Source organism: Novosphingobium sp. 11B (assembly GCF_054589055.1).
The window spans coordinates 3,529-21,807 of sequence record NZ_BAAILP010000192.1 but is presented as its reverse complement, the minus strand read 5'-3'; the positions used below and the strand labels follow the sequence as shown (position 1 = coordinate 21,807).

Annotated in this window: 22 protein-coding genes; 6 read left to right on the top strand and 16 right to left on the bottom strand. The window is 68.3% G+C overall.

Annotated elements, in window-relative coordinates; genetic code table 11:
• The 14 genes from ACYPYD_RS17445 to ACYPYD_RS17380 all read right to left on the bottom strand — a co-directional run.
• On the bottom strand, positions 1-2,215 hold a 2,215-nt coding region (locus ACYPYD_RS17445; RefSeq protein WP_459664471.1), incomplete at its 3' end, for a phage distal tail protein, Rcc01695 family.
• Positions 2,216-2,226: 11 nt separating this feature from the next.
• Complete coding sequence (locus ACYPYD_RS17440; protein WP_459664469.1) at positions 2,227-2,784, bottom strand: tail tape measure protein; 558 nt, start codon at positions 2,782-2,784, stop codon at positions 2,227-2,229.
• Positions 2,777-2,965: a phage tail assembly chaperone gene (locus tag ACYPYD_RS17435; protein ID WP_008829055.1), complete on the bottom strand. Its 189-nt coding sequence runs from the start codon at positions 2,963-2,965 to the stop codon at positions 2,777-2,779. Before ACYPYD_RS17435 ends, ACYPYD_RS17440 begins: the two co-directional genes overlap by 8 nt.
• Positions 2,962-3,270 carry a gene transfer agent family protein gene (locus ACYPYD_RS17430; protein WP_459664468.1) on the bottom strand — a complete coding sequence of 103 codons (309 nt, stop codon included), beginning with the start codon at positions 3,268-3,270 and terminating at the stop codon, positions 2,962-2,964. Before ACYPYD_RS17430 ends, ACYPYD_RS17435 begins: the two co-directional genes overlap by 4 nt.
• Entirely contained in the window at positions 3,267-3,674 is a 408-nt protein-coding gene (locus ACYPYD_RS17425) for a phage major tail protein, TP901-1 family (protein WP_459664467.1), read from the bottom strand. The genes ACYPYD_RS17430 and ACYPYD_RS17425 overlap by 4 nt, the downstream gene beginning before the upstream one ends.
• Before the next feature lie 187 nt (positions 3,675-3,861).
• Entirely contained in the window at positions 3,862-4,251 is a 390-nt protein-coding gene (locus ACYPYD_RS17420) for a DUF3168 domain-containing protein (protein ID WP_459664465.1), read from the bottom strand.
• Between the two features lie 3 nt (positions 4,252-4,254).
• Positions 4,255-4,428: a hypothetical protein gene (locus tag ACYPYD_RS17415; RefSeq protein WP_459664463.1), complete on the bottom strand. Its 174-nt coding sequence runs from the start codon at positions 4,426-4,428 to the stop codon at positions 4,255-4,257.
• The gene (locus tag ACYPYD_RS17410) at positions 4,425-4,982 is read right to left on the bottom strand and encodes a head-tail connector protein (RefSeq protein WP_459664462.1); all 558 of its coding nucleotides are present in this window, start codon (positions 4,980-4,982) and stop codon (positions 4,425-4,427) included. The genes ACYPYD_RS17415 and ACYPYD_RS17410 overlap by 4 nt, the downstream gene beginning before the upstream one ends.
• A 228-nt stretch (positions 4,983-5,210) precedes the next feature.
• A complete protein-coding gene (locus ACYPYD_RS17405) occupies positions 5,211-6,350 on the bottom strand; it encodes a phage major capsid protein (RefSeq protein ID WP_036529485.1) in 1,140 nt (379 codons plus the stop codon).
• Between the two features lie 145 nt (positions 6,351-6,495).
• Positions 6,496-6,900, bottom strand: a complete 405-nt coding sequence (locus ACYPYD_RS17400; protein ID WP_459664488.1) for an HK97 family phage prohead protease — start codon at positions 6,898-6,900, stop codon at positions 6,496-6,498.
• On the bottom strand, positions 6,900-7,208 hold the full coding sequence (locus tag ACYPYD_RS17395) for a DUF6127 family protein (protein ID WP_036529483.1): 309 nt from the start codon (positions 7,206-7,208) through the stop codon (positions 6,900-6,902). The genes ACYPYD_RS17400 and ACYPYD_RS17395 overlap by 1 nt, the downstream gene beginning before the upstream one ends.
• On the bottom strand, positions 7,205-8,311 hold the full coding sequence (locus ACYPYD_RS17390) for a phage portal protein (protein WP_459664461.1): 1,107 nt from the start codon (positions 8,309-8,311) through the stop codon (positions 7,205-7,207). The genes ACYPYD_RS17395 and ACYPYD_RS17390 overlap by 4 nt, the downstream gene beginning before the upstream one ends.
• A gap of 277 nt (positions 8,312-8,588) precedes the next feature.
• Positions 8,589-9,914 (bottom strand): DNA-packaging protein, encoded by a 1,326-nt coding sequence (locus ACYPYD_RS17385; RefSeq protein ID WP_459664460.1) that lies wholly within the window; start codon positions 9,912-9,914, stop codon positions 8,589-8,591.
• On the bottom strand, positions 9,907-10,416 hold the full coding sequence (locus tag ACYPYD_RS17380; protein WP_459664458.1) for a hypothetical protein: 510 nt from the start codon (positions 10,414-10,416) through the stop codon (positions 9,907-9,909). The genes ACYPYD_RS17385 and ACYPYD_RS17380 overlap by 8 nt, the downstream gene beginning before the upstream one ends.
• A 188-nt stretch (positions 10,417-10,604) precedes the next feature.
• Between ACYPYD_RS17380 and ACYPYD_RS17375 the strand changes: the two genes are divergently transcribed.
• The 4 genes from ACYPYD_RS17375 (at position 10,605) to ACYPYD_RS17360 (ending at position 13,690) form a co-directional block, all read left to right on the top strand.
• Positions 10,605-11,243 (top strand): YqaA family protein, encoded by a 639-nt coding sequence (locus ACYPYD_RS17375; RefSeq protein ID WP_036529473.1) that lies wholly within the window; start codon positions 10,605-10,607, stop codon positions 11,241-11,243.
• Between the two features lie 64 nt (positions 11,244-11,307).
• Positions 11,308-12,264 carry a TauD/TfdA dioxygenase family protein gene (locus ACYPYD_RS17370; protein WP_459664456.1) on the top strand — a complete coding sequence of 319 codons (957 nt, stop codon included), beginning with the start codon at positions 11,308-11,310 and terminating at the stop codon, positions 12,262-12,264.
• A gap of 36 nt (positions 12,265-12,300) precedes the next feature.
• Complete coding sequence (locus ACYPYD_RS17365) at positions 12,301-13,164, top strand: alpha/beta fold hydrolase (protein WP_459664454.1); 864 nt, start codon at positions 12,301-12,303, stop codon at positions 13,162-13,164.
• 4 nt (positions 13,165-13,168) lie between these two features.
• Positions 13,169-13,690, top strand: coding sequence for a nuclear transport factor 2 family protein (locus ACYPYD_RS17360; protein ID WP_459664451.1), 522 nt, complete (start codon positions 13,169-13,171; stop codon positions 13,688-13,690).
• A gap of 74 nt (positions 13,691-13,764) precedes the next feature.
• Here the strand turns inward: ACYPYD_RS17360 and ACYPYD_RS17355 are convergent, their stop codons facing one another.
• Positions 13,765-15,033 (bottom strand): cytochrome P450, encoded by a 1,269-nt coding sequence (locus ACYPYD_RS17355; RefSeq protein ID WP_459664449.1) that lies wholly within the window; start codon positions 15,031-15,033, stop codon positions 13,765-13,767.
• Positions 15,034-15,167: 134 nt separating this feature from the next.
• Between ACYPYD_RS17355 and ACYPYD_RS17350 the strand changes: the two genes are divergently transcribed.
• Positions 15,168-16,118 (top strand): ABC transporter ATP-binding protein, encoded by a 951-nt coding sequence (locus ACYPYD_RS17350; RefSeq protein ID WP_008831209.1) that lies wholly within the window; start codon positions 15,168-15,170, stop codon positions 16,116-16,118.
• 224 nt (positions 16,119-16,342) lie between these two features.
• Here ACYPYD_RS17350 and ACYPYD_RS17345 read toward each other — a convergent pair whose 3' ends face one another.
• A complete protein-coding gene (locus ACYPYD_RS17345) occupies positions 16,343-16,513 on the bottom strand; it encodes a hypothetical protein (RefSeq protein ID WP_155986451.1) in 171 nt (56 codons plus the stop codon).
• 198 nt (positions 16,514-16,711) lie between these two features.
• Between ACYPYD_RS17345 and nadB the strand changes: the two genes are divergently transcribed.
• Positions 16,712-18,279: L-aspartate oxidase (nadB, locus tag ACYPYD_RS17340; protein ID WP_459664446.1), on the top strand; the 1,568-nt coding region annotated here is incomplete at its 3' end.

Below are 18,279 nucleotides of genomic sequence, written 5' to 3'. Positions count from 1 at the left end.
CGGCCGCGCCGACTGGCGGGGCCTCGTCGAAAGTGACGAAGCCGTGCTCGGCCAGAGTCCAGTTGCCGACCTGCAGCGCCCCGTCGATGGAGACGAGAACCGTTGCGAAATCGGGCCGGGTGATGCGGCGGACTTGCGCGTCCTCGCCCTCGCCGTAGCGCTTGATGAGCGGGAACCCGGCCTTGATGCCGTCGCCGGTGCCGAGCGGCTGGTCGAGCGGGCCGGGCGCGGCGACCATGCCGCTCGAGCTGAAGTCGCTGGGATCGCGCAGCCGGAACCCGCGAGCGGGACCTCGGCGGGCGCGGAAGAAGGCGATGAGTGCGCCCAGTTCCGCCTCGGAGCGCACGCCCGGGCCGACGTCGAAGCGCAGCCGGGCGTTGGACCACAGCGAATTGCGCCGCTCGAACCCGGAGGCGGTGACCGAGACGCTGGTGGAGAATTCGGGCACCACCGTCGCGTCGCGGCCGAGCGCGAGCGGGTAGAGCACGTCGTCGAAGGCCTGCATGGGGTCGGCTCCTGAGGTTGGCGGCGGGGGAAGGCGCACGTATCCGTCGCGTGCGACCTGGGGCAGCGCCCAGACGACGACTTCATGGGGCGCGCGGGTCAGGGCTTCGTCGATCCCGGCGTCGATGCGGCGCCACTGGTCGCGCTGGTTTGGCCTGAGGACGAAACCGGCGAGGTAGTCCTGTTCCTGCGCCGGATAGCCGAGGCGGGCGTCGACTTCGGCGTGGGCATTGCGGCGATGGGCATCGGCCCCGGCGGTCAGCCAGTCGTAGTCTTCCACCTGCAGCCGGTCGAACGCGGGCGCGGCCCAGCCGATCGGCAGGTTGGCGCGCTTGAGGTCGGGCATGTCGGGCGCGAGCAGGGTGGGGGTGAAGACGAGCGCCAGCGCTTCGACCGGCGCGGGCGCGACCGCCGTGCGTACCGCCGCGACGAGGTCGGCGGTCGATTGCGCCAGCACCGCGCCTGCCTGATCGAGCAGCGCCGTCTGCGCCGGGGCGAGCGGTGCGCGCATGTCGGGAATGGCGACGGGCGATCCGCCGAATGCGGCTCTGGCGGCATCGTCGTAGAGGCAGATGCGCCCGTCGCCGAAGGTCCACCACCATGGCTCACCGATCTGAAAGCGGACGGGTGCGCCCACCTCGGCGAGCAATCCGGCGAAGGCCGCGCCGACTGCCTGCAGCCACGTCATCGCGTCCGCATTCGCCGGGGAGAGCAGGGTGGAGGGCGGATCCCAGCCGGTCAGCGCCGGGTTGCCGCCCCAGTCGCGCTGCTTCCACGCTTCGGGGCAATGCTGGTCGAGCAGTTCGTAAGATAGCGAGGCCATCGGGCTGAGGCCCGCCGCGAGGCATCCGGCGAAGAAGGCGCGGTGCCAGCTGCGGGTCGGGCCATTGAGGGGGGCGCCGCCCTGCCCGGCTAGGTATTGGCCGGCGTTCGCCGCGAGCCGGAAGTAGTGGCTCATGCCGAGGTAATGCACCACCGATCCGCGATAGCCGAGCTGGCGCACGGCGCGGATCAGGCGCGCCGGGGTCTGGACGCCCTGATCGTCGTAGCCGGTCGCCATGGCGAGGCCGTTCGCGGGCAGGATCACGTCGCCGATCTCCAGCATGGCGCGGGCGCCGTCGGAGGCGATTTCGGACATCTCGAACCAACCTTCGGCCTCGTCGGGGAGCGGGTCGGGGCTGGTGCCGTCGTAGCCGGGCGGTGCGAAGGAGATGAACATCCGCTCGATCGCGTTTGGCCAGACTCGGTCGGCGTCGGCGGGCAGCGCGTAGCCGCCGTCGAGCGCCGAGAAGTTGAGCGTGACGACCGCGTTCTCGCCTGTCCCCTCAGCATAGTTCCAAAGGCGCACGTACCAGGTATGCGGCGCGCCCGCTTCGTCGCGGCCCTCGATGGTGAGGGTCGGGCCGTTGATCGCGTCGAGCGGGATCAGCCCGCCCGACCGCCAGCGAAAGCGCAGCGAGGTATGCGCGTAATCGCGGTCGGTGCGGTAGGCGAGCAGGGGGTGGTCGAGCATATCGACACTGTCCCAGATCAGCCCGCCGAGGTCGGCGCGGCGCAGGAACGAGGCTTCCACCCGCAGCGCATCGGGGGCGGTGGACACTACGGTCGCCACCATCGGGCGGGGGAAGTTGACGGTCCAGAAGCGCGGGTCGAAGCGCATGAGCCAGTCGCTCGCCTGCCCCTCGCGCTTGCTGGCGAGCCAGAATGCCATGAGGTCTCTCCTCAGTTCGAGAGGGCGCGGCGCACGGCGCTCGCGACCTGGCGGCTGGAGCGCTGCAGCGACTGCGGCGCGCTGGAACCGCGCGGGGCCGAGAGGTTGATCGCCACGCGCACGTCGCGGCTGGTCGAACCGCCGGTCTCGATGCGGCCTGCGGACGTCGGCACGAACAGCTCCGGCCCTCGCTCGCCCACGACATAGCCGCGTCCGGGCGCGACGTTGCCACCGGTGGCGCGGCCCGGCAGGCCGAGCGCGCCGGTCAGCAGGCCGGAGAGGTCCAGCCCGCCGCCCGCGCCGCTGCCGCCGACCAGCGCCGAGGCCAGCGTCTGCGCGGCCTGCCCGGCGATGGCGTCGAGCGTCGAGGCGGCGGTGCGCTTGAGGTCGTCGAAGCCAAGGGCACCTTTCCGGATCGCGCCAGACAGGCCCTTTTCCAGAGCGTCGCCCGCGCGGGTGAAGCCGGACACGAGGTCGCCGTCCACGGCGCCGCGCATCTGCGCGATGTCGCGGGCAAAGCCGTCGGTGCTGGCGCGGACCTCGACGAGGAGGCTGTCGATCTCATCCATGATCGTTTTCCATCAGCTTGGTGAGGGTATCCCGGTCGAAGCCCGCAGGCGCGCCGGGGGAGAGCAGGCCGAGCGCGGCGGCCAGTTCGGCCGGGGTGGCCGCCCAGAACTCGGCGGGCCGCCACCCCAGCGTGCGCGCGGACAGGCCGCAAAGGGCCAAGGCGGCGGCCGCGAAGGTCACGCGCTGCCCTTGAGCACTTGTGCGAGCAGCACCCGCAGCGGCGCGGCGCAGGCGGCGAGGCCCTGGGATACGATCGCTGCGCCAACCGTTTCGCGGCTTGGCCGGTCGGCTTCGGGCAGGCAGTGCCAGAACAGCGTGGTCATCTCGGTCAGGCGAAGTTCGCCCGCGCCCGCCCGCTCCACGAGGGCCAAGAGCGGGCCGAGTTCCTCCTCGGCGGCGACCAGCGCGGTGAAGCTGGGGCGCATCACGTAGGCGCCGTGGCCGATGGCGATGGCCGCCTCGCCGCGCAGGGGGTTAGGCGTCATGCCGGGAGCACCTCACCCGAGCTTTCCAGCTGGAGCGTGTAATTGCGCTCGCCGTTGAAATCGCCCGCGTAGTCGAGGCGCTGGACGAGGAACTTGCCGCGCAGCCGCTCGCCGTCCTCGAAGCTGAGTTCGTAATCGTCGAGGGTGCCGGCCATGGCGTTGGCGCGCACCTGTGCCTCCGCCGCGCTGCCGAGGAAAATCCCGGCCGCGCTCACCGAGACCGAGCGGACGCCTGCGCCCGAAAGCAGCTCGCGCCAGCCGCCGCTGTCCTTGGAAGTGACGACGACGGCGTCGCCGGTGACCGACATCTGCGTGGTGCGCAGCCCGGCGACGGTCTGGTAGGCGGCGGGGACGCTGCCGTTGGAGATCTTGAGGAGGAAGGCGCTGCCTTTCTGGGCGGGCATGGTAAGGCTCCTTTGGTGAAAGAGAGGGGGCACGCAGCGTCGCGTTGGCCTACCCCGTCCGGCTAGGCCCTTCGGGCCAAGCCTCCCGGCCCTCCCGCAAGCGGGAGGGCCTTACCTCGGGTCTCCCCTCCCGCTTGCGGGAGGGGTTGTGGGTGGGCCTGTCGCAACCTGCGCGTGAAATCAGTCGTCACTGCGCCAGCAGGCGAAACCTGTATTCGAGCAGGATCGCGCGGCGGCTTTCACCGCGCTGTTCGGCGCGGGCGCGCAGGAACTGGATTGTCGCGATCTGGAAGCCCGGCTGCAGGCGCGGCAGGCTGTCCACCCGCGCCTCGATGGCGGTGACGAGGTCCGCCGCCGCATCGGACGCATCGCCCCGGCAGTGCAGTTCCAGCGCCACGCGGAGCTCGCGACCCGGGGCGGTCTTGCAGCTCCAGTCGGTGCTGGCGCTCGAGGCGATGGCTAGCCACGGCAGGCTGGTGCGCGAGGAGGCTTCCTCGACCACCGCGTTGAGGTTCGCCACAAGGGCCATGTCGGAGGCCAGCCATGCGATCAGGGCGGCGCGAAGGGGGATTTCCATGACTTATCCTTTCGCGAACAGCGGCCAGACGAGGCCCGCGCGGCGCCAGCGGCTATCATCCTGACGGGCAGCGAGACGGCGGCTGGTAGCCCAGGCGACGGCGAGGGCAGCGGCGTTTGCGGTCAGCCGCCGGGCGAGGGCGTCGAAGTCGGTCTCGGCCTTCATGCCCTCGGTCATGACAACCGCATCCGGCGCCACGGCCGCCACAGCGCGGCGACGGAGGCGGGCGGCAATGGCGCTGCACCGTTTCCGTCGCGCTCGCGGTGCTGGTGTGCGGCGAGGCGGACGACGCCGTGGCGCAGCGCTTCGGGCAGGGCGTCCCACTTGGGCGCGAGACCGGCGGTGAAGCGCACCGCGACGCGGCTCTCCGCGCCGGGCAGGGGAAGTCGCAAGCGGCCGGTGCCGTCGGCGTCGAGGTCCGCCTCCCAGTTGCCCGACGCTAGAGGGGTGCGGGTGCCGTCCGCCGCGATCGTCTCGACCGAGGCGATGGCCTGCACCGGGCGCGTCGCCAGCCTGTGCCAGAACTGGTGCCTCTCGGGGCGGGTGGAGAGCACTTCCTCGCACTCGGCCTCGATCGGCAGGGAGCCGGTGAAGGCCTCGCAGGTGTCCAGCGCGGCGGCGAGCAGTGCGGTCAGCGAGGCGTCGTCGGTGGCGGTGGTGATGCCCAGCCACTGCTTCAGTTCGGCCAGCGCCGGGGGCGGCAGCGTGGACGGGGTGAGGATGACCCGCATGGTGGGTGTCTCCGATGAGAGGGAGCGCCGTGTCCTTTTCCCGTCATCCCCGCGAAGGCGGGGACCCATCTGATGCCCGTTCGACAGGCACCCTCAGGAGATGGGTTCCCGCCTTCGCGGGAATGACGGGGGAAAGGAAAGCGAGAGAGGTCGGGGCGATGGTTGGGCAAATGTCACCCGCGCCGCCGGGAGGGGAAACGGCGGCGCGGGCGCTCTACCTGCGGGGCGTCAGGTAGAGATGCGCAGCAGCTTGATCGCGTCGGAATCCAGCACCTGCCCGCCGATCCGCTTGGTCGCGTAGAAGTGGACGAAGGGCTTGTTGGTGAACGGATCGCGCAGGATCGAGGTCGCGGTGCGCTCGGCGATGAGGTAGCCGGCGCGGAAGTTGCCGAAGGCGATCGGCAGGGCGTTCGCGGCGATGTCGGGCATGTCCTCGGCCTCGACCACCGGGTAGCCGAGCAGGCGGTTGGGCTGGCCTTCCATCAGGCCCGGCTGCCACAGGAACGAGCCGTCCGCCGCCTTCAGTTTGCGCACCTGTGCCAGCGTCTTGGAGTTCATCACCCAGCTCGCGCCCTGGCGGTGACCCGCCTTGAGCGAGTGCACGAGGTCGATCAGCTTCAGTTCGGGCGAGGTGTCGAAGCCCGCCGCATTGCCCGAGACGATGTGCTGCAGCTGGCCGAAAGTGCGGGCACCGTCGGCCGAGGCGCTGGTGGTGCCGGTCAGGAAGCCGCGCGGCTGGTTGGTGCCGGTGCCGCTGACGAAGGCGGCGCCTTCGGCGCGGGCGAACTCCATCGCGATCTCGTCGGCCAGCCACGACTGGATGTCGAAGGCGGCATCGTCGAGCATCGCCTGGCTCGCCGCCGGGTTGGCGTAGAGTTCGCCGGAGGGCGGGGCGATCTCGGCGAAGCTGGGCGTCGCGGTTTCGGGGCGCGCGGCGGTCTCGCTCACCCAGCCCGAGGCGGTGCCGCCGGTGGTGATGAGCTTGCGGTAGCCCGCCGTGCTGGTCTGCACGACCTGCGCGATCGCGCGGATCGGGCTGATGTTCTTGAGCCGGGCCGAGATCAGCGCGTCGATCTCACGCGGGACGGCATAGCCGCCGTCGGCCAGGGCCGCGCCGGAGAGCGACTTGAGTTCCGTCTCGCGGCCCGAGCGCAGGTAGCCCTGCACGAAGCTCTTCACTTCGAGCGAGGGTGCGGCGCCCATGCCCTCGATCAGCGGCCGCGAGGCAGCGCGCGAGACGCGGTCGAGGCGGGCCTTCACGTCGTCGACGTCGGTGCGAAGGGCCGTGACGGCGGCGTCGGTGGCATCCTGGCGCGCGACTAGGTCGAACGAGGCGTCGATCGCCTCGACGGGAGCAGTGGATTCCATGGGTAGGCACCTTTCTGTGGTGGGGAAGGGGGGAGCCATGACGTCGTCCCGGGCTCGACCCGGGACCGGTGGCTGTCTTTAGGCGGTGGCTGTCACTCCGGGCGCCTTGACGAGGGTTGGGCGCGGCTAGGCCAGCGGTCCCGGATCAGGTCCGGGACGACGGGGAAATCAGATGCGCCCGCGCGCCGTGCTGCATCGGGTGGGTGACGAGGCTGACCTCGAACAGTTCCACGTCGAGCAGTTCGCGGCCCGCATCGGAGCGGCGGCTGGCACGGGCGCGGTAGCCGAAGGACAGGCCGGTGACCGAGCCGCGCTTGAGGGCGAGGCCCGCTGCGCCGTCCGGGTTGTCTACGCGCGCGACCACGCGCAGGCCGCGCGCGTCCTCGACGGCGGTTTCGACCCAGCCGATGCGGAGGTCCGGGCGGTGCTGCCAGTAGAGCGGGATCGGATCGCGGCGTTCGGCCAGCGAGCGGGCGAAGGCGCCCGCGCGGATGGTGTCGCGCCCGGCGTCGGGCTGGCCGAACAGGGCCGCGTAACCGGCGAAACGCATCATCGCAGCAGCTCCGTCGCACCCAGCCGTACGGTCAGGCCAAGCAGCAGCAGGGCGAGGGCGCCGCGCATGATCCAGCTGAGCACCGTGCGCCGCGCGCTCGACTTGGCATCGCGCCAGGCCTGCAGCAGTTCGCGCAGTTCGCTGACGTCCTGCGGGGCGGTGGCGTCGCCCAGGCCGATGCGGGCGAGCATTCGTTTCGCGCCCAGTTCGCTTGCCTCCTCCACGACGGCGCGCAGGGTGACGAGGTCGCTCCCCTCGGATGCCGCCTGCGCGAGCAGTCCGGCCAGCATGTCATTTGAGTTCATGATTTGTTCCCTTCATCAAGGCCCAGAAGGCGGCGCTTCTCGGACGGGTCGAGGAAATCGGCAGCGCTGACCTGCGACCACAGCCGCTCGCGGTCCTCGGCCAGCGCGGGCACGCGGTCGAGGTCGATGGCGAGCGCAGCACCGGGGAACCACGGGGCAAGGCCCTCGCCCAGCGCGGCGAAGATCTTGGACGCCAGCGGCAGCAGGGTGAGCCGCCACAAGGCGCGGTTGGCCTCGCGGTAGTTGTTGTAGGTCGCGTCGCCCGGCAGGCCGAGCAGCATCGGCGGCACCCCGAAAGCGAGCGCGATGTCGCGCGCGGCGGCGGCCTTGAGAGTGGCGAAATCCATGTCGGCGGGCGTCATCGCCATCGCCTGCCAACTGAGGCCGCCCTCCAGCAGCATCGGCCGCCCGGCGTTCGCCATGCCCGCATAAGCGGCGGTGAGTTCGGCCTTGAGCCGGTCGAATTGCTCGCCGGTCAGCGCGGCGCCGTCCGGGCCTTCGTAGACCAGAGCCCCGGAAGGTCGCGCCGCGTTCTCCAGCAATTGCCGGTTCCACGCCGAAGCCGCGTTGTGCGTGGCGATCGCCTCGTCCGCCGCGCACAGGCACCCGGCGCCGTAGTGATCGTCGCCCGGATGGAAATGGCGGATGTGGATCACGTTGGGCGAAGCGTCCTCGTCCAGCAGCGTGATCGACAGGCGGCGACCGGCGACTTCATAGGCATAGGCGGCAGGCCAGCCGTCCTCGCCCGCGACCACGCTGACCCGCTCGGGCCGCAGCGCGAACAGTTCGACCGGACGGCCGCGCGCGTCCTTCATGACTTGCACGTAAGCATTGCCATGAAGCAGCAGCTGCGAGGCGAGCGTCTCCAGCAGCGACTGCCCGGCGCTGGTGTCGCTGACCAGCGCAGCCAGCGCCGTATCGGTAGGCTTAAGCGGCGCGCCGCCGATGCCCTCGGCCACGAGCCTGACCGCACGCTGGGCGACCGGGTTTTCGAGATAGGCACGGCGGACGGCCTGCGTATATTCGAAGGGGGGTACGCCCGTCGCCGCACTGGCTGAAGAACCACGGCGATGCCGATCCGCGCGCGAGCACAGGTCGGTCACTTGCGCCCTTGAAAGCGGCGACGAGCGATTCGAGGAAGGACACGGGAGAAGGTTCCTTTCGAAGAGAGGAAATCAGGGAAGGAAGAGAAGTCCTGCGGCCATCGCCCCAGACCCCTGTACTGTCGTCGCTGCGCGTGCAGCCGCCTCAGCCCCACATGGCGCCGCAGGCTATTTGTCTCCCGGCTCACGGTGGGCGCGAGAGGAAGCCGCGCGCGTGACCTCGACGGTATTGGGGGTGCAGGGGGGCTATGCTCCCCTGCTTGTGACTTTCCGTTCTTCAGGCAATTCGCACTTTAGGATCGACCGTTTTCCCGAGCATCAGCTCGCTCAAGGCCCAGACCAGAGCGTCGGCCCGGTCGGGAGAGCGCCCCGGTCCCTGATAGCCGCCACCCGCGAGCAGCCCGCACATCTGATCTTCCAGCGCCGCGAAAGTCCCGCCGTGGCGCACCCGGCCCGCTTCGTACAAGGCCGCGACCGGTTCCGCCCTTGCGGCCTTGCCCCGGCTGGCGTGGACCAGCCTGAGCGGCAGCGACACTTGCGCCGCGCGCAGCACCGAGGCGACCATCGCGCCGCCCTGGTTCGCTTCGGCGACGACGCGGTCGGCATTCCAGGCTTGCGCGGTGGCGGCCACGGTGCGTGCCCAGCGTTCCGGCCCGGCTTTCTCGACCGAGGCATCGGCGAGGACGTGGGCGGTGCCGTCTGTCGAGAGCCCGGCGACGACGATGCCGCAGGCGTCGCCTTCGGCCGAAGCGGGGGGATCGACGGCCACGACCACACGCACCAGTTCGGGCGAGGCGTCTTCGCGGCAGGTTTCCAGCAAGGCGCGGGACCAAAGTGCGCCTTCCACATCGGCGATGAGTTCGCCGTCGAGTTCCTGCCTGCCGAGCAGTGTGCCGCCGTACGTCCCGCGCATCGCGTCAAGGAACTGCGGGGGCAGATTCGCCGCGTTGTCGAAGGTGCTGCCCTGCGTCACGGCGACGCGCTCTGCGGTCATCAGCCGCGTTACCAACGGCACCGCGCGCGGGGTGGTGGTGGCCATCACGCGCGGGTCGGTGCCGAGGCGCAGGCCCATCATCAGGTTGTCCCATGCGTTCGTCGCGCGGGCGGAGGCGTTGTCCCATTTGGCGATCTCGTCGCACCAGGCGTGGCTGTGCTGGGGGCCGCGCAGCGATTCGGGTTCGGCGGCGGAGTAGAGCATGGCCTGCGCGCCGTTGGGCCATGTCAGGCGGCGCAGCGAGGGCTCGAACGCCGGTCGCCGCCACGGCGCGCCGACGTTGAGCAGCCCGCTCTCGCCCTCGACCATGACGGCGCGGGCTTCGGCGAGGTTGGCGGCAACAAGAGCGATGCGCGCGGTGGGTTCGGCCTCGGCGATGGCGGCGGTCCATTCGGCGCCGCAGCGGGTCTTGCCGAAACCACGCCCGGCCATGACCAGCCATGTGCGCCAGCCTCCGGTGGGCGCGAGTTGCTCGGGGCGTGCCCAGAGGCGCCAGTGCCAGTTCCATTCGCGGCGTTCTTCGGGTTCGAGGGCGTCGAGATGGCCTTCGATCTCGGCCCCGGTCGCGTCGCGCAGCCAGTCTGTGTCGGGGGCGGAATGGTCAGCCAATTGCGCCGTCCTTCATCTCGGCTTCGCGGCGGGCGACGACCTGGCGGCGCAACTGTTCCAGCTTGGCATCGATGGCGGCGCGCACGACGGTGAGGTCTTCGTTGTCGCGCATGGCCCGTTCGCGCGCCACGTTCTCGCGGTGGAGGCCGAGGAGGCGCAGGGCATTGGGGTTGTCGAACTTGACCGTACCGTCCTTGGCCTCGCCGAAGCGCAGGCGGTGAAGCACTTCCAGCTCCAGGTTCTGGTAGCCTTCGAGCAGCGCGGTCTGCCACTTGCGGGCGAATTCCGGCTCCACCCTGCGGGCCTTGTAGGCGCGGCTGGGGTGGACTCCGGCGGTGGCGGCCGCAGCGGTGACGTTCGAGGTTTCGGCCAGCGCGGCGAGGAAATACTTGCGCCAGTGCTGGTTAACCCCGCCCTTTTCCAGTTCCTGCAATGCGGCACTGATCTTGGTTCGCGAACGGCGTGGCAAGGCGCCGGGCGAAGCCTGCTTCGGCTCGACCATGGGGGGATCCTGTACTGGAGAGGCAGGCCGGTCGTGGGAGGCGACTCGGCATCGTTTCGGTGTTCCCGTTATGTACCTATTTGGTGTGCCTGCGTCAAGTTAGAATAACCAAATTGGTTTTTTCTTCCCGCTTGCCGCAGTGCAGCGCGGCCACTAATCAGGGCGCGATTTGAACGGGGGAATCCTGAATGCTGCGCCGCCTCTACGAATGGACCATGGCCAAGGCGTCGCACCGCCACGCAGGCTGGTGGCTGGCCGCCTTCGCCTTCATGGAGGCGAGTTTCTTCCCCGTGCCGCCGCATCCGTTGCTGGGCCTGATGTGCCTGGCCGAGCCGAAGAAGGCGATTCGCTTCGCCGCCATCGCCACGCTCGCCTCGGTGGCGGGCGGCCTGCTCGGCTATGCGATCGGGCACTTCGCTTATGCCGCCTTCGGCGAGGCGCTGCTGCGGGCGCTGCACTTGTCGGAGAGCTTCCCCAAGGCAGCGTGCTACTTGCGCGACTACGGGGCCGAGATCATCATCGTGAAGGGCGCGACGCCGATCCCGTTCAAGCTGCTGACGATCACGGCGGGGTTCATCGGCATGAACCTGCTGGTGTTCGTGGGCGCCTCGATCATATCGCGCTCGATCAGCTTCATGATCGTGGGCGTGCTGTTCCGCCTGTTCGGTGCGCCGATCAAGGCGGTGATCGACAAGCATCTGGGCAAGGTGACGGTCGGCTTCGTGGTATTGATCATCGCCGGTTTCCTTGCGGTATCGTTCCTTGGCGGCGGTTCGAAGCAGACCACCGAGAAGTGCGCATCGGCCGTGGCGGCAAAAACCGTCTGAGCGCTTTGCCCTGACCGGGCGCAGGATTTAGCCTTCCTCCCGACAACAGATCGGGAGAGAGGCCGTGTCGTTCACTACCAGTCCGCTGCAGGAGGGGCTGCCGTTCGGCATCCGCATCGACGCCCTGACCCTCGCCGCGCTGCAGGACAAGGCCGTCCGCGACGAGATCGACGCGCTGTTCTTCCGGCACGGCATGATCGTGTTCGAGGCGGTGGAGCAGAGCGACGAGATGCAACTGGCGATCTCCAGCTGTTTCGGCCCGCTCAAGGAGCACCCGGTCAAGGGCGTGTCGCGCGTCGATTCGGACCGGTTGCCCGGCGTGATCGAAATCCGCAGCCGGCGCGGCAAAGGCATCGTGGAGGTGGACGGACGGCAGGTCTCGCACTGGCTGCCCTGGCACTTCGACCATTGCTATAACGACGAACTCAACCGCGCGGGCGTGCTGCGCTCGGTCGAGCGGGTGGAGGAGGGCGGCATCACCGGCTTCCTCGACGGGGTGGCGCTCTACGCGGCGTTCCCCGAGGACCTGCGGGCGCGGATCGAGGGCCGGGAAATCGCCTATCGCCTGGAAACCCAGTTCGACGAACTGCGGTTCGGCCGTCCCGCCCGCTATCGCATGATCGAGCCCAAGCCGATGCCCGCAGGTTTCGCCGAGCAGGTCGCCGCGATGCCGCGCGCCATCCACCCCGCCGTCTGGACCCGCGCCACGGGCGAGAAGGTGCTCCACGTCTCCGCCTACATGGCGCAGGGCATCGTCGGTGACGAGACGTCCGGGGGCGGTGCGCTGCTGGAGGACGTCTGCCAGGAGATCAACCGCCTCGGCACGGGGTTTTCCTACCAGCACAAGTGGCGGCCGGACGACATGGTGATCTGGGACAACCTCAGGATGCTGCACTGCGTCTCGGGCAACGATCCCGCGGAGGAGCGGCTGATGTACCGTACCACGATCGCCGGGGACTACGGCCTCGGACGCTGGGAGACGGCGCTGCAGTCGACGGTGGGCGCGGATGCGATGGCGTGATCCTTCAGTGGCAAGACCGCGACGACGGGAGAGAGCATGAAGATCGACGTTAACGGCCTGACCCTCGATTACGAGCTGATCGGCGACGAGGACGCGCCGCCTTTGGTACTGACGCCGGGCGGCCGCTACGCGCGCGACGCGGCGGGCGTGCCGGAACTGGGCGCGAAGCTGGCGCAAGGCGGCTACCGCGTGCTGCTGTGGGACCGGCCCGGCTGCGGCGCGTCCGACATCGCCTTCACCGCCTCCAGCGAATCGGTGATGAACGCCGAGGCGCTGGTCGGGCTGGTCGGGGCGCTGGGGCTGGAGGACGTGACGCTGGCGGGCGGCTCGGCGGGCTCGCGCATCACCCTGATGGCGGCGGCGCGCATGGCGGCCAACGTGCGCCGGATCGCGATCTGGTGGATCAGCGGCGGGCCGGTAGGGCTGGCGGGCCTCGCCTGGTACTATTGCGGAGACCAGATCGCGGCCGCCAGCAAGGGCGGCATGAAGGCGGTGGTCGAGCTTCCCAGCTGGGCCGACCAGATTGCCCGAAACCCGAAGCTGCGCACCATACTGCTGGCGCAGGACGCCGATGCCTACATCGCCGCGATGCAGCGCTGGGGCAAGGCTTTCGCCTATTCCGACACCTCGCCGGTGCCGGGCATGAGCGAGGCCGATTTTTCGACCCTGACGATGCCCGTGCTGACCTTCCGTTCCGGCAGGAGCGACATGGCCCACACCCGCGAGACGTCCGAATGGGTCCATCGCCTGCTTCCCGATTCGAGTCTCGTGGAGCCGCCATGGGGCGACCAGGAATGGAACTACGTCTCGACTTTCCCGGAAGACATCGCCGGACGCCGGGGCCGCTTCGAGCGCTGGCCGCTTCTCGCCCCGATGCTGCTCGACTGGTTCGGGAGCTGACACCTTGGACCTTGCGGAACTGATCGACCGCCACGCCATCCATCAGGTCCTGCTGCGCTATGCGCGCGGGCTCGACCGGCTGGACAATGCGCTTGTCCGCGGCTGCTACTGGGACGACGCGATCGAGGATCACGGCCATTTCGTCGGCACGCCCGGCGACTTCGTCCCCTGGGCGGACCGCACCACGCTGCTGTTCGAGACGACGCAGCACGCCATTCTCAATCACGTCTGCGATCTGCAGGGCGACGAGGCGTTCTGCGAGACGTACTACCACTTCTCCGGCGTGACTGCGCAGGGGCCGAACTTCATGTCCACCGGCCGCTACGTCGATCGCTTTGCGAAGTGCGCCGGAGAGTGGCGCATCGCCGACCGGGTGACCATCGTGGAGGGCACGTACGACGTCCCCAAGGCCGCGCTGGCGCCGCCCCCGGGCAGCGCCTACACTCCGGAGGAGCCCTGCCAGGCCAGCCGCGACCGTACCGACGTGAGTTACCATCGCCCACCCGTGCCGAGACGGCCGCGCTAGCTTGCGGTGGCATCGGATTGGACCCTTGTTCGTCGTTTCGAGGTAAAGTCGTCGCGATGCAGGGGGCAGGGCGGCTACGCTGCCTCGAAGCGCAGATGCAGGTTGGCGAGTCCCCGGATGATGTAGCTCGGCTCGTATTCCATCCGCCGCGCACCGGCGGGTCCGTGCTGTGCCTCGTCAAGCGTGATGGCGGCGGTGTGTTCGAGGAACCGGTCGAGCAGTACCGCCACCTCGGCCCGCGCCAGCGGAGCCCCGGCGCAGGTATGCGCCCCGCGGCCGAAGGCGAGGTGCTCCTTGATCCTCGGGCGGCCGAGGCGAAACGCGGCAGGTTCTTCCCAGCGGCGCGGGTCGCGGTTGGCGGCGGACAGCGAGACGACCACGCGCTTGCCTGCGGGGATGTCCATGTCGCCGATCTTCGTGGCCCGCGCGGCGATGCGGAAAGTGGCCTTGGTCGAGCCTTCAAGACGCAGCACTTCTTCCAGGAACGGGCCGATCAATGTGCGGTCATCGCGCAGGGCCTGCTGCATCGGCGGGTCCTCGCACAGGCGGCGCAGGGCATTGCCGATCAGCTTGGCGCTCGTGTCCTGCCCGGCGGCGAAGAGGAACATCGTCGATTTCACCACCTCCATCGCATCGGGCGTCGATCCGTCCGGGTATGTTGCCAGGGCCATCTCGGTCATGACGTCGTCCTGCGGCCGGGCGCGGCGTTCGGAGATGTAGCGCGCGAAATAGCCGGCCATGACCATCAGCGGATGGATGCTCTGCGCGTCGGGCGTATCCATGTTGCCGGGCGGCGGGGCATCGTCGATGATCTTGCGGAATGCCTCGCGGTCCTGCGCGGGGACGCCCAGCGGGTCGGCGATGACCATGGTGACGAAGGGCGTGGCGATGGAGCCCACCAGTTCGCACCCGCCCGCCGCGACGGCCTCGCGCACCATGTCGTCGGCATAGGCGCGCATGAACGCCTCGTTGGCCTTGAGGCGCGAGGGCACGAACAGCGGGTTGAGCAGCGAGCGGGCGGCGATGTGCTTGTCGCCGTCGTAGGAGACCATCAGTTCCATCTGCCCGCTTGGCGTCGCAGCGAGCAGAGCGGAGATGTCGTCGTCCTCCACTGCGAAAGGCAGCAGCACCAGCGGATCGGGGTTCAGCCATGATGAAAAATCGCGCTTGTTGAGCAGCACTTCCAGCGCCTCGGCAAAGCCGGTCACCACGATCACGTCGCGGCTCTGCATTTGGTAGACGGGGCCGTGGGCGCGGATGGTCTCGAAGTAGTCGTAGGGATCGAGCAGCACCGAATGATCGGTGAAGTAATCCTTCTCGATAGGGGCTGCTTCGGTTGCCATGGGCGCTCTCCAGTATCGGTCGCTCGATTAGCGACTCGTAGTGATATATTGTGGATCATATCGTGCGCCAAGGAAGCGTCAACGCGGCACCTGCAGTCTTTACGTCGTGGCGATCATGGCCCACATGCACGGCCATGAGCACTTCCACGCCCGCAATCGCCATCCGTGACCTCGTCAAGCGCTATGCCCCGGCCGGAGGCGGCGAGGGCAAGCTGGCATTGAAGGGGGTCTCGTTCGATGTGCCGGAGGGCGGCATCTTCGGCCTCCTCGGCCCCAACGGTGCGGGCAAGTCGACGTTGATCAACATCCTGGCGGGCATGGTCATGAAGACCTCGGGCTCGGTGGACATCTGGGGCTTCGACATTGACCGCGACCAGCGCAACGCCAAGCGCGCGATTGGCATCGTCCCGCAGGAGATCGTCTTCGACCCGTTCTTCACGCCGTTCGAGGTGCTGGAGATCCAGGCCGGGCTCTATGGCATCACCAAAGCGCTGCGCCGCTCGGAAGACTTGCTGCGCGCGGTCCACCTTGCCGACAAGCGCGATGCCTATGCCCGCACGCTGTCGGGCGGCATGAAACGCCGCCTGCTGATCGCCAAGGCGCTGGTCCATCGCCCGCCCGTGCTGGTGCTCGACGAGCCGACGGCGGGCGTCGATGTCGAGCTGCGCCGCCAGCTCTGGGAACTGGTGGGCGAACTCAACAAGGAAGGCGCGACGATCGTGCTGACCACGCACTACCTCGAGGAAGCCGAGGAACTGTGCGACCGCATCGCGATCATCAACCACGGCGAATTGATCACCAACAAGCCGACCCGCGAACTGGTCGGCATGGCGCGTGAGAAGATCATCGTCCTGACGCTGGACCGCGACGTTACCGAACTGCCCAGCCACCCCGGCTTCATCAAGTGCGTGAAGACCGGCGAGCGGGTTCTGGAGATCACGTACGACAAGGATCGCGCCAATGCGGGCGAGATCATGTCGGCCTTGCAGGCGCAAGGTTTCGCGATCGTCGACGTGACGACTCGCGAAGCGGACCTCGAAGACGTGTTCGTCAGCCTGACCAGCGCGGTGCGTTCGGCAGCCTGAGTATAACCGGCGACTCGGCGCACGAGCGAAACGACTCGTCGCCGTTTTCAAATATGATGCAGCTGTCTCATATTTCCCGGGCCTCGCCCGGGGGCGCCTTTACGTGCGCGATTAACAAAATTTTACATTGAGGCGGCCGGGGCCAAGCAAAGGCCTGTATCCCCTTTTTTCCTTAATAATATTCAGGAGGATGAGGGGCATTTCGTAAAGCTAAGGATTCTTACTTACTTGTCGGCTGCTTCGCTGTCGTCAAGTTTCCAGACCTTGTGCTTCTGTCGGCGAATAGTCTTTCCGCAATTTTTACAGGTGCCGGTATAATTGAGGCCATCCCATTTCACATCGTTGCGCACCGGTTCATGCCTATTGGCAAAGCAAAGCGGAATCGAGATCGCCACGAGATAGGTTCCTCAATGAGAAGCGAAAGCTGACTAGACTAATCAACGTGCTTGGCAAGAAGCAAAATCGCCGTAAGTTAACCGTGTTTGTAATGACTTGGTCTATCTTATATAAGAACGATACCGCACCGCAACATGCAAGTGGCGGCGCGCGCAAACTATTGCGATCCCCGTGCAACGGGCGCTAGGAGCGGCGTCATGGAAACGCCATCCAGCGCCGCCGGCGCATTCGACGTCCTTGTGATCGGTTCCGGTGCGGCCGGACTTACGGCTGCGTTAGCGGTAGCCGACAAGGTCAAGGTCGCGGTATTGGCCAAAGGCACGCTGACCGGCGGTTCGACGGCCTGGGCGCAGGGCGGCATCGCCGCCGTGCTCGATGCCGGCGATACTTTCGAGGAGCATGTCCGCGACACCATGGTCGCAGGCGCTGGCCTCAACCGGCGCGACACGGTGGAGTTCGTCATCGAGCGGGCACCCCATGCGATCGAGCGGCTGGTCGAACTGGGCGTGCCGTTCAACACGGACGGGGAGGCGCTTCACCTCACGCGTGAGGGCGGCCATTCGCACCGCCGCATCGTCCACGTTGCCGACGCCACCGGTTGGGCGGTGCAGCAGGCGCTGCTGCAGGCCGCCGAGGCGCACCCCAACATCACCCTGCTCCCCGGCTATTCGTGCATCGACCTGATCACCGGGCGCCACGAGCAGCGCTATTCCGGTTCGGGCCGCGTCTGGGGCGTCTATGCGCTGAACGAGGCGAGCGGCCGGGTCGAGGCCTTCACCGCCCGCGCCACCGTGCTGGCGACGGGCGGCGCGGGCCGCGTCTACCAGTTCAGCACCGCCCCGCGCGGCGCCACCGGAGACGGCATCGCCATGGCCTGGCGCGCGGGCGCGCGCGTCTCCAACATGGAGATGATGCAGTTCCACCCGACCTGCCTCTACAACCTGGAGGTCAAGAACTTCCTCATCACCGAGGCGGTGCGCGGCGAGGGCGGGCACCTGATCAACCCGCGCACCGGCAAGCGCTTCATGACCTTCTACGATCCTGAACGGCTGGAACTGGCCCCGCGCGACGTCGTGGCGCGCGCCATCGACTCCGAGATCAAGCGCTTCGGCCTGGATTACGTCCACCTCGACATCAGCCACCAGCCCGAGGATTTCGTGAAGGCGCACTTCCCGAACATCTACGAGAAGCTGATGGGCCTCGGCATCGACATGACGAAGGAGCCGATCCCGGTCGTGCCCGCACAGCACTATACCTGCGGCGGCATCCTCGTGGACCTCGACGGCCGCACCGACCTGCCGGGGCTCTATGCCGCCGGTGAGTGCACCGAGAGCGGGCTGCACGGGGCGAACCGCCTTGCGTCCAACTCGCTGCTCGAATGCTTCGTCTTCGGCGAGGCGGCGGCTGCCGACATCCTCGCGAAGTGGGACAGCTTCGAGGCGCCGCCGCAAGTGCGCGCCTGGGACGAAAGCCGCGTGACCGATTCCGACGAGGAAGTCGTCATCAAGCAGAACTGGACCGAGATCCGCCGCTTCATGTGGAACTATGTCGGCATCGTGCGGACCACCAAGCGGCTGGAGCGCGCCATGCACCGCATCCAGATGCTCAATGGCGAGACCGAGGAATACTACCGCCACTTCCGCGTCTCGACCGACCTGATCGAATTGCGCAACCTGCTGCAGAGTGCGGAACTGATCGTCGAATCCGCTCTCAAGCGACACGAGAGCCGGGGGCTGCACTACACGCTGGATTATCCGGCGGCGGA